This window comes from Acidovorax benzenivorans (assembly GCF_028680575.1).
In the GTDB taxonomy this organism is placed as follows: Bacteria; Pseudomonadota; Gammaproteobacteria; order Burkholderiales; family Burkholderiaceae_C; genus Acidovorax; species Acidovorax benzenivorans.
This window is the reverse complement of record NZ_JAPCKI010000003.1, coordinates 137,070-148,600: the sequence shown is the minus strand read 5'-3', so window position 1 is coordinate 148,600 and position 11,531 is coordinate 137,070. Positions and strand designations below refer to the sequence as shown.

Annotated in this window: 5 protein-coding genes; 1 reads left to right on the top strand and 4 read right to left on the bottom strand. The window is 66.6% G+C overall.

The genetic code is table 11. The features are described 5' to 3' along the window. Window positions 1–50: 50 nt before the first annotated feature. From OIN59_RS06540 to OIN59_RS06530, 3 genes are read right to left on the bottom strand one after another with little or no spacing between them, the layout of a single operon-like run. Complete coding sequence (locus tag OIN59_RS06540; protein WP_274108327.1) at window positions 51–920, bottom strand: methylglyoxal synthase; 870 nt, start codon at window positions 918–920, stop codon at window positions 51–53. Window positions 921–975: 55 nt separating this feature from the next. Beyond that, the gene (locus tag OIN59_RS06535; protein WP_274108325.1) at window positions 976–1,344 is read right to left on the bottom strand and encodes a hypothetical protein; all 369 of its coding nucleotides are present in this window, start codon (window positions 1,342–1,344) and stop codon (window positions 976–978) included. 55 nt (window positions 1,345–1,399) lie between these two features. Then, a complete protein-coding gene (locus tag OIN59_RS06530; protein WP_274109050.1) occupies window positions 1,400–7,384 on the bottom strand; it encodes an alpha-2-macroglobulin family protein in 5,985 nt (1,994 codons plus the stop codon). Between the two features lie 221 nt (window positions 7,385–7,605). On the opposite strand from OIN59_RS06530, the gene OIN59_RS06525 reads away from it, so the two are divergent. Beyond that, window positions 7,606–9,729 carry a catalase gene (locus tag OIN59_RS06525; RefSeq protein WP_274108323.1) on the top strand — a complete coding sequence of 708 codons (2,124 nt, stop codon included), beginning with the start codon at window positions 7,606–7,608 and terminating at the stop codon, window positions 9,727–9,729. Between the two features lie 204 nt (window positions 9,730–9,933). On the opposite strand, the gene OIN59_RS06520 is transcribed toward OIN59_RS06525, so the two are convergent. Then, window positions 9,934–11,409, bottom strand: a complete 1,476-nt coding sequence (locus OIN59_RS06520) for a diguanylate cyclase domain-containing protein (protein ID WP_274108321.1) — start codon at window positions 11,407–11,409, stop codon at window positions 9,934–9,936. Between the last annotated feature and the right edge of the window lie 122 nt (window positions 11,410–11,531).

Here is an 11,531-nt window from a genome sequence, read left to right as displayed (position 1 = left end):
AAGAAGAAAGCGAAGGGAAGGAACACAAACGCACAGAAATGAAAGTGCCATCAGCGCGCTGCGCGCAGGCGCACGGCGTCGCACCAACGCTGCGCCAAGGCTGGCACGGTGACGCACACCGCATCGTGCGTGGTGGTGGTCACGGCGCGCTCTAGCAGCTGGATGTCGGCCTCGTGCTGGCGCGCCACATGCGGGTCCTCAAAAAAAACGGCGCGGTGACAGCGGCGCTCCAGCACCAGGTCGGCAATCTGCGCATCGCCCCCCAGCGGCCCGCTGTTAAAACGCTGCACCCACGGCTGCCCCTCAGGCCAGCCCTTGCTCCACGCCAGGGCGTTCAGTCGCTGGCCCGTGGTGCCGGTGGCCACCCGGTGGCGAAACTGCGACAGCACATCAAAGTTGTGATCGGCGAAGTCGAGCATGGCCTGCTTGCACGCGTCGTGCGCAATCAGGGCCAACGTCTGGGTGCCGTGGTCATAAAACCGGTCGGCCTGCGGGTCGCGCGGCAGCCCGGCGTGGATACGCTCCATCTCGATCCAGTCGCGTGCGCTGGCAACGGTGGAGAGAAACGGCTTGCCATGGATCACACACTGCCGCTTGAGGGCCAGCGCCTCAGGGAATATGGAAGAAGGGTCCACGGGGTCGGTGAGGTAAATCGCGCCATCGAGCGTGCGCCCCTCCCCCATGCCCACCACCTCTGCCACCACTTTCATCAACCCACCTTCTCGCCCGTAGGGGTAGCGCACCAGCGGGCGGTACCCCTGAAGCATGCCCGCAGCGACGATGGCATCGTGCGTACGGCCCACGGCGTGCAGCCCCAGCTGAAGTTCCCGGATGCCAGCCTCGCAGGCGCGCAGCCAGGAAAAGAGCGCCGCATCTTCGGTGAGGTGGTGCAGGCGGTTGGCAGCGAGACCCAGGATCATGGCGGGTTGACTTTCTGAAAACGAAGGGATCGGAGCATCGTAAGCCCCTAACGACTCAGCGATCGGAGTGCTCACGATCAAACCGCCCCTCGGCCTCGGTCAGGTGGCGCAGCAGCACGTGCGAGATCAGGTTGACCCCGATGCCGCCGAACACCACCGGCAGCAGGTACAGCGCAATCGTCAGCTCGGAACTGAACCACGCATCATCGGCCAGCGACGGCGTGCTCTTGGCCTGCGCGGCAATGGACTGCAACAGATACACATCCACGCCCGCAATGAACACCAGCGCCACCCCAAACCCCAGCACCGCCCAGCGCGAGATCGACCGGGTGACCAGCAGCAGCGCATAGATGCCCACCGGCAGCACCAGCGAGAACCCCACCAGCAGCCAGAACCGCAGCTCCACAAAGACGCTGAGGCTCATGGCGTGCGGGCCTGGGGTGGACGGTGGACGTGGCGGGGCATGGTGGTGTTGCAGCTTATTTGGCCACCTGCACCTTCACCCGCGCGTTGGGCGACTCGCCAAACACCTCGGGCGCATACATGGCCTCGACGCGGCTCGGCGGCAGCGCAAAGTCACCCGCGTTGTTCAGGCGCACGGTGTACTCCATCTTGACCGTGCCCTTGGGCAGGTACTCGTAATAGCTGCGGAAGGATTCAAAGCTGCGCTCCTCGAATGCCGGCCAGCCTGCGCCGCTCTTCTTTTCGCCCTGCGTGGCGATCTCGGAGTCGCGGCCCAGACCACTGCCCAGGATGGTGGCGCCGCCGGGGATGGGGTCGGTGATGGCCACCCAGGTCATATCGGCGCTGGCATTGACCTCCAACGTCACGCGCAGCACATCGCCTCGCGTGTATTGGCCCGCAGGCAGCGACTTGTTGGCCTGTTCCACCGGCGTGATGGTCTTCTTGATCGCATAGCCCGCCGCGAACGGCGCCTTGAGGTCAACGGCCGCCACCGACTGCAGCGTGAGCCAGGGCTTGCCTGGGCCTTGGTGCGTGACGGCCAGTTGCTCCTTGCCGCCCGCCTTGCCTGCCGCACTTGCCCAAGGCAGGAACATGCCGTTGTTCTTGAGGTTGCCCGGCGATGCAGGCGCACCAAACCAGGTGATCTGGTTGGGCGCGCCGGTGGCGTCCGACGCCTTCACGCGATCAACCTTGCTCCAGTCCACACTGGCGGTGTTGCCGCCCATGCTGGCCTTGGTGGTGCCCGACACCGGCGTGGCCTCGAACTTGGCGCTGAATTTTTCCAGCGCCAGACCACCCCACAGGTTGGCGGTGGTGGTGTGCCAGGCACCTGCCTGCTGGCGGCTGATGAAGCCGTTGGCCAGGCGGCCCATGTCGTCCTTCCAGGTGGGGTCGTCCATCACGGCCAGCATCAGGCGGGCGGTGTTCACGTCGCCGTTTTGCATCAGCCACCACCAGTAGTCGTCCTGCTCGGTGCTGAAGATGAGCTTGGTGCCCTGGTACGACAGGCGCGCGCGCAGGATCTGCATCGCCTCGGCCAGGCGCTTGTCGCGCTCGGGCACATCGGCCACGCGCTTTAAGACGTTGACCCAGTCGATCACGGTGTGCGTGGGCCACTGGTTGGGCGCGATGGTGATGCTGCTCACCATGCGGCCCTGCGCCTTGCCGTAGCGCGACAACGCTTCGAGCGCCGCCACCTTGCGCATGTCCAGGTCCTTGCGCGGGCTCCAGAAGCTGCGCTGGATTCGGCCTTCCACAAACGCGATCAGGCCACGCTCCATGGGCGCGCGGGCTTCATCGGGCAGGGCAAACGCGGGGTTGATGCTGGCAGCTTCGTGCGTGGCGGCCAGCACATAGGCCGTGAGCGTGTCGCTGCCCCGGTTGGCGTCGCCATCGCGTGGCGGGAAGTAATTGGCCAAGCCATCGCTGTCGAGGTAGGTGGGCAACTGCGCCACCACGGTCTGCCACAGCGCGCCATCACGCAGGCCCACGGCCTTGCTGGTCTTTTGCTCCAGGCAGGCAAACGGGTAGCGCGCCCACCAGTCGCGCACGCCGGGCAGGCCTTCGGCCAGCTTGGGCTGCAGCGACATCTTGAGGCCACCCCGGCCGGGCAATGCGTCAGCGGGTGGGTTCACATCGAGGTTGTAGCTCCCGTCCACCTGCACCAGCGTGGCCTGCTGCACCGTCAGCGGCACCGCCTGCACGATGCGCTGGCGGGCCTTGAGGGCGTCGCGGGCACCGCTGACCTGGTCCTTGGCTTCGATCTCCCACAGGATGGCCTCGGCGCGCGTTTGCGCCAGCTGCGCGGGGGCCGTCACATCCCAAGCCACCTCGCGCGCCTCTCCGGCCGGGATGTCGATGGTCTGTGGCTTCAGGTCCAGCAGCGTGGCGCGTGGTGCCACCTCCACCTTCATGGCGGCCTTGGTGGTGTTGCGCAGCGTGATCTGCGCGCGGAACTGGTCGTCCTCGCGCACCAGCGGCGGCAGGCCGCTGATGATCTGCAGGTCCTGCGTGGCGCGGATGCTGGTGCTGCCGGTACCGAACAGGCCCGTGGACGCATCGGCCACCGCCACGATCTTGAAGGTGGTCAGTGCATCGTTGAGCGGCACGGTCACCTTGGCCTGGCCGTTGGCGTCAAGCTTGAGGGCGGGCTCCCACAGCAGCAGCGTGTCCAGCAGCTCGCGCGTTTGCGCCTTGCCGCCACCACCGCCTGCGGGCACGGCCTTTTTTCCGTAGTGGCGGCGGCCGATGATTTCCATCTGTGCGGTCGATGTCTCCACGCCCCAGCTGCGGCGCTGCAGCATGGCTTCGAGCAGGTTCCAGCTGTTGTTGGGCATCAGCTCCAGCAGGGCCTGGTCCACAGCGGCCAGCGCCACCTCGGCATTGGCAGCGGGCTTGCCACCGGGCAGCGTGGCGGTGATGGTGACCTGCGCCTTGCCGCGCACGGCGTAGCTCTCCTTGTCTGCCGTCACCTTCACATCGATCTGGTGGGCCTGCGTGCCCACACGAATTTCGGCCACACCCAGGCGGTAGGCGGGCTTGGACAGATCCACCAGCGCCGTGGGCGCTTGGTATTCCTTGCCTTCGTACCAGAACGAGGTCCACCACTCGCGCGGCGCCTTGAAGCCCCAGGTGAAGAAGCTGTACCACGGCACCTCGCGCAAGCGGCCACGCAGGGCCAGCACGCTCACGTACACGTTGGGGCCCCAATCGGGCAACACCTTCAGGCTCACCGTGGGGTCCTGGCCGTTGAGCTGCACCACCTGCGTGTCGATGATGCCTTCGCGCTCCACCGCCACCAGCGCCGTGGCAAAGCGGAACGGCATGCGCACCTGGAACTTGGCGGTCTCGCCGGGCTGGTAGCTCTTCTTCTCGGCCAGCAGATCGATACGGTCGTGGTCTTCGCCACCAAACCACAGCTCGCCCTGGCGCGTGACCCACACCGACGACGCGGCCACGCTGGTGTTGCCGTCCTTGTCGGTGGCAGTGACCACCAGCTCCACCTCGCCCGCCTCGTCGAGCTTGGATTCGCACAGCAACAGGCCGCGCGCGTCACTCTTGCCGCTACACAGCGTGCCCAGGTCCTTGGTGTCGGTCTGGTTGTCGTAGCTGTAGAAGCCGCCCACCATGCGCTTGCGCGTGGTGGTGGTGATGCGGGCCATGGCCTGCACCTGCAGCGAGGTGTCGGCCGCGGGCTTGCCGTTGTGTTGCAGCGCCAGCGCCTGGAAGCGGATCTTCTGGCGGGCAGACACCCAGCCTTCGGTCTTGATGCCCGCCACCACACCGGCGGGCCACAGCGCCTGCGTGCTGCGGATGGTCTGCACCTCGCCATTGGGGTCGGCGTAGGTGGCCTCCAGCAGCAGCTCCTGTGGCTGGCGGGCCTGGGGCACGTTGTCGATGGTGACCTTGCCCGCACCATTCTTGTCGAGGGTGAGCGGCAGCTTGTCAGCGATCACGCGCGCGTCCTGGCTGGCGGTGGCTTCTTCGTCGTCGCTGTTGGCGTTGCTCTGCTCGCGCTTGCGGGGCGGGCTGAAGCGGAAGGTGTCGTAGTCGCTGAACTCCAGGGACTTGCCGCGCACCAGGGCCGACACACGCACCGGCAGGTTGGCCGCACCGCCACCGGCCACGTAGTTGATCTGCACGTCGGTGGGCACCGAACGTACGCGCACCAGCGCCTTTTTCTCGACCGGGGCAATGCGCCCCTCCAGCACCGGCAGGCGGAACTCCTCCACGCGGAACGAGCCCGACGCCAGGCTGCCATTCACCGTGCCATTGCCCCCCAGCTCGACCTGGTACACGCCCAGCTTGGCGGCGGGCGGGATGGCAAAGGTACTTTGCGCGCTGAGCCCCCCCGTGGCCGTGCCGCGCCACGCCAGTGGCTGGGTGAACTGCTGGCCGCTGCCCAGGTGGGTGATGACGAGGGTGTCGGGGCGCGACTTCGACAGGGCAAAGCCCTGGCGCGTTTCGGCGCGCAGCAGGTGCTTCATCGACACGGTTTCGCCAGCGCGAAACAGCGTGCGGTCAAAAATGGTGTGGGCGCGCTCGTCCGGCGATGGAGTCCGGCTGGTGGGCACGTTGAAGCGCCAGGGCTCGATGCCGCGCTGCCAGTCGCTCCAGGTGAAGGCCATGTCCTCCACGCCATCCACGCCCTTGTGGCGTGCGCTCACAAAGTAGGACTGACCGCCATCCTCCTCAGAGTTGGAATTGCAGCCGGGCGGCTCGGACGAGAGGCCCTCCACACGGGCAATACCCTGTGCGTCGGTCACGGCCTGCGCCAGTTCATTGCCTCGGCAGTCCGACACACGCACCGTGGCGCCCTGCACGGGCTGCCCTTTGTCCAGCGTGGTCACCCAGGCCATCGCGTTTTCGCGGCCCAGCTTGAAATGCACACCCAGGTTGGTCACCAGCGCCGAGGTGCGCACGTACATCGTGCGGTCTTCGCCATGGCGGTCGTCCAGCAGCGACGCGCCGAGCTTTTGCGACGCAATCTCCACCACATGGAAGCCGGGTGTGAGGGGAATGCCCACCACCTCGAACGGGCGCGGGTCGTTGCTCGATGGCTTGGGCAGGTCCAGCGTCTTGACGCCACCCTTGCCCGCCAGCAGCGACAGCATGCGCGACTGCACGTAGTCCTTGTCGTTGTCGAGCACCTTGGGCAGGGGGCCGGTCACGTCCTGGCGCGCCTGCTTGCGATCCACCACATAGCTGTCATAGCGCTGCACCTTGCGGAACCAAGCAATGATGTCCGCGTCGGTGCGGGGCTTGAGGGTGCTCACCTTGCCCGCTGGTGCGGTGGCTGTCGCAACACCCGCTTGCAGGCCCTGCACACGCAGGGCAGCCTCCACGTTACGCAGCGTCACGGGCAGCAGCGCAGGCGGGTTGTCAGACGCAGGGCCTTCGGCAAAACGCTCGACGATGCCAAACGGCGCCGCCGCAAACTTGGCCAGCGGCGGCATGCCGCCGGTAGACACCTTGAGCGGGAAGTTGTCTGCATTGCGCAATGGGCGGCCCGAGGCGTCCTTGAAGTCCTTGGGCAGCTCGATGGTGAAGGCCGTGTTCTCGGCCAACGGGGCGCTGAACTGCAGGCTGTTGACCAGGGCGTCAGCCTGTGCGCCCTCTGCACCGCCATCGATCTGGGGCTTGAGGGTTTCCTTGCCGGATTTGAGGCGGATGGCAGCCGCCAGCTTGCGCGGCACGGGCGCATTGAAGGACAACATCATGGGGCGAATCGGCAGGCAGGCCGCCTGGGCGTTTTCGCGCTCGCAGCTGAACTCGGCCGAGAACGGCTCGCGCACCTTGAAGTCGAAGCGTTTTTCCACCGTGTTGGCAACCCCGCTGGGGGTGGCCACGCCTTTGCCGAACACGATCTGCATGCGCGAACCCGAGGTGAACCGGCGGTTGCAGGCCAGCGTGGCAAAAGACAGAGGATCGCGTGCCGCGTCTTTCTCCAAACCCAGGCCCTTGAGGATTTCGGCGCGCTGGACACCCTCGATCAAACGCACGGGAATGCGCTCGCCCACGCCTTCGGCCGTACACCACACGTTGGCCTGCACGCTGGCCGTGGTGGCAGCGCCATTGAGAAACAGCACAAAGAACTGCTCTTCGTCGATCTGCTCGTAGGTGTTGGGGCGGAGGTTCTGCACAAACGGTCCGCCGCTATTGAACTGATAGCTTTTAGCGCCCGTCAGTTCTGCGCCAGCGGCCGATTTGAAGCCCGGTTTGACGCTGGCTGTGCAACGCACGCCCGGCGGCAGGTCGCGCTCGAAGTCAAACACCCACTCGCGCTCGCCAGTCCAGCGGCCCGTGCCCTTGGTCACGCTGGCATCGCTGCAGCTCAGGCTGATAGGCGCGGGCGCCTTGGGGTCGCCAAAATTGACCGCAGCGGTATCGAACTTGGCCACCACCTGGCGCACGCGCGCCACCTCGCCCTGGGGCGAGAAGCTGGTGATCTGCAGGGCCTGGGCCCCCCAGGCCACCAGACACAGGCTGGCGGCCAACATCCATTTTTTTGCGTTCACGCGATCCCCTCCGAAGGAACCGGCAAGCGTAACAAAGTGCCATGTCGCCCGGGTGCGTGTTGCAAGCACTTACGTATCGGCCGGGCAAGCCATCATCACCCGCGCCCGACGACGCGCCAATGGGGCCATGTCCTACCCGCTACGAACGCTCGGCGTCCAAAGATGGTGGCTTCGCTTGACCCCACGCACCCCCAGGAGCGCCCATGGCACGACCCCCTACCTCGCGCAGCGCGGCCCACAAATCGCCGCCTGCCCTGCCCTCATCCACCCAGTCCAACAGTTTTCGCGGCAACGCGGGCGAGCTGCAGCAGCAGGCTGGCGGCAAACACCCCGTGCTGACCACCCAGCAGGGCATCCCGGTCGCCGACAACCAGAACTCGCTGCGCACTGCGCCGCGCGGCCCCACGCTGCTCGAAGACTTCATCCTGCGCGAGAAGATCACGCACTTTGACCATGAACGCATTCCCGAGCGCATCGTGCATGCACGGGGCACGGCAGCCCATGGCTTCTTTGAACTCACGCACTCGCTCAAGAAGTACACCACCGCCAAGGTGCTGACCGATATCGGCGGGCACACCCCGGTGTTCACGCGCTTTTCCACCGTGGCCGGTGGGGCGGGCTCGGTGGACACGCCACGTGACGTGCGCGGCTTTGCCGTCAAGTTCTACACGCCCGAGGGCAACTGGGACCTGGTGGGCAACAACATCCCGGTGTTCTTCATCCAGGACGCGATGAAGTTCCCGGACCTGGTGCACGCCGTGAAGATGGAGCCCGACCGGGGCTTTCCGCAGGCGGCCAGCGCGCACGACACCTTCTGGGACTTTGTCTCACTGATGCCCGAAACCCTGCACATGGTGATGTGGGCCATGAGCGACCGCACCATCCCCCGCAGCCTGCGCATGATGGAAGGGTTTGGCGTGCACAGCTTTCGCCTGCTGAACGCGGCGGGCGAAAGCACGTTTGTGAAGTTCCACTGGCGGCCTAAGCTGGGCATCCAGTCCACCGTGTGGGACGAGGCCGTCAAGCTGCAATCGGCCGACAACGACTTTCACCGGCGCGATCTATTCGAAGCCATCGAAGCGGGCGACTTCCCCGAATGGGAGCTGTCGGTGCAGCTGTTCACTGAGCAGGACGCCGAACGTTTCCCGTTCGACCATCTCGACCCCACCAAGCTCATCCCCGAAGAACTGGTGCCGCTGCAGCCCATCGGCCGCATGGTGCTCAACCGCTGGCCCGACAACTTTTTTGCCGAGACCGAGCAGGTGGCCTTTTGCCCCGCCAACGTGCCACCGGGCATCGACTTCAGCAACGACCCGCTGCTGCAAGGCCGCTTGTTCTCGTACCTGGACACACAGCTGTCGCGCCTGGGCGGGCCCAACTTCACGCAGATCCCCATCAACGCACCCAAGTGCCCGTTCCACAACATGCAGCGCGACGGCCACATGCAGATGCAGGTGCAGGCGCTAAAAGGCCGCGTCAACTACGAGCCCAGCAGCCTGCTGGCTGACACGCCGCGCGCATCACAGGCGCAAGGCTTCCGCCACTTCGCGCAGGCCGACGACGGTGTGAAGGGCCGCGTGCGCGCCGAGAGTTTTGCCGACCACTACAGCCAGGCGCGCATGTTCTACCGCAGCCAGAGCCCGCTGGAGCAAGCCCACATGGCGTCGGCGCTGGTGTTCGAGCTGTCCAAGGTGGGCACACCCCATGTGCGCGAAGCTGCAGTGGGCCATCTGCAGCATGTGGACCCGGACCTCGCCCAGCGCGTGGCCGATGGTCTGGGCCTGCAGACGCTGCCCCCCGCCCCTGCGACCACCGAGCCCGTGCAGGACCTGCCCCTGTCGCCCGCGCTGCGCATCATCGACCGCATGAAGCCCACGCTGCAGGGCCGGTGCATCGGCATTCTGGTGGCCGACGGCTCCAACGGCACCTCGGTGGCCAACCTACGCAAGGCGCTGGAGAAAGTCGGCGCCACCGTGAAGATCGTGGCCCCCAAGGTGGGCGGCGCCGTGCTGAAAGACGGCACGCTGCTGCCCGCCGACGGCCAGCTGGCGGGCACGCCGTCGGTGGTGTTTGACGCCGTGGCCTCCGTCCTGTCGCCCGCCATGGGCGCGCAGCTGGCCAAAGAGGCGGCGGCCGTGGACTGGTTCCGCGACGCGTTCGGCCACCTGAAGGCCATTGCCGCCTGCAAGGGCACCCAGGCCATCCTGCAAGCCGGTGGCATTGAGCCCGATGCCGGCGTGGTGGACCCGGCTGACGCCCAGGGCTTCATCGCCGCCGCCCAGACCCGCCAGTGGGGCCGCGAGCCCAAGGTGCGCACGCTGGCGTGAAGATTGGCCGCACCGCGCATCGCGCGCGGAGCAGCAGCGTACGGCCATGCGGTGACGTAGTTGCGGGCGAGACGGCAGACGCTCCGCCCAATGATGCTCCCAAAATAATAGCTATCAGCGCTTTATTTACAAGCGCTATCGGCCATTTTGGCTTGATTTTTCACGCAAAACCCGTCCAGCGGCTTCGCCTTCGTCACCGAGACATCACGCCGATGGCTGCTGGGGCTGCAGGGGCTGTGCAGGCCCCTGCGGCAACTCAGCAGCTCCGGGGGCCTCGGCCAACGTGGCCAGCCCTTTGCCGCTGCGCTTGCTCGTGTACAGAGCGCGGTCGGCACGGTCTATGAGCGCTGGCATGGACTCCACGGCGGGCCCCTGGAACAAGGCGACCCCAATGCTCGCGCCGGTCAGCACGTGCTGGCCACTGTCGAGGCCGATGGGCGCCACCAGCGCCGCCAGCACCTTGTGGGCCAGTTCCATGGCGGCTTCGGGGGATGCCACGGCGTTCAGCACCAGCGCAAACTCGTCGCCGCCCAGCCGGGCGGCGGTGTCATTGGCGCGCGCCAGCCCAGCGAGGCGCTGGGCCACACGCACCAGCACCTGGTCGCCACTGCCGTGCCCCAGGCTGTCATTGACGGCCTTGAAGCCATCCAGATCCACCAGCAGCAGCGCGCCAGCGCGGTGGTCACGGTAGGCCGTCAGAACAGCCTGCGACAAGCGGTCTTCAAACAGGCGCCGGTTGGGCAGACCCGTCAGGCGGTCGTGGCTGGCCAGAGCCAGCACCTGTTGATGGGCACGCACCAACCGTGCACTCAACAGACCCAATAGCAGCGCAAATGCGTAGGCCAGCATCACCACCAGCGCGGGCGCACGGCCTGCCGCCGCCCATCCGCCCGTGGGCACCGCGCCCAAAATCCAGCTGCCGCCACCGGGCAAAGGCACATCGAGCGTGGCCGGGGCCTCGTCGAACAACTGGGGCCGGCCGATGAAAACCGCCCCCTGCGCCCCCATGGCATCCAGGCCGCGTGCCGCCACCTGAAAACCCATCTGGTCGGAGTTCAGTCCCACATCGGCAAACAGGCTGTCGGCATTGACGGTCAACGACACAATGCCCCAGTAGCGCGGCCCGCCCACGGGCGCACGCCCTGGCGGGTGGGCCAGAAAAACCGGGGTGCGGCTGATGATGCCCAGCCCCCCTTGCACCAGCGTGATGGGGCCCGCAACGACGGTGCGGCGGGTCTGAATGGCCCGCTCCACCGCGCCACGCTGCTGAGGGTTGTCCAGGTACCGCAGGCCAATCGCGCGCTCATTGCCCACACGCGGGTACACATCGCTGATGACGTTGTCGGGCGCCAAAGCCAGGTTGCGGATGTTGCGCTGGTGCTCCAGCAGGCGGCCCACCACGGTGGCAAAGATGTCGGGCGACATGCTGCCCTGCGCAGCGATGAAGGCGGACACCGTTTCAGGCACTGACAGCGTGCTTTGCAGTTGCCGATCCAGGCGATCGCGAATCTGCAGCAGGTGGCTTTGCGCTTGCGCTGCAATCTCGGCACGCGCCTTGGTGTGCGAGATATCGATGACCGCCCAGGCCAGCAATGCGGCCAGTGCGCCGCTGCAAACACCAACCGCCAGGGGCAGGTACCTGTGATGGATCCAGTTGGAAGGGAGGCGGCTGGTGGGCATGAATGAGGTCCGGGGTAGGTGCCGGATGGTGCCATGGTCTGCGCGCTGCAGCCAGCGCCCGGTGTGCTGGTGGGGTCAGCCTCAGCCCATACGCCCTCGCCGGTGGGGCGGCCCTTGTGGCA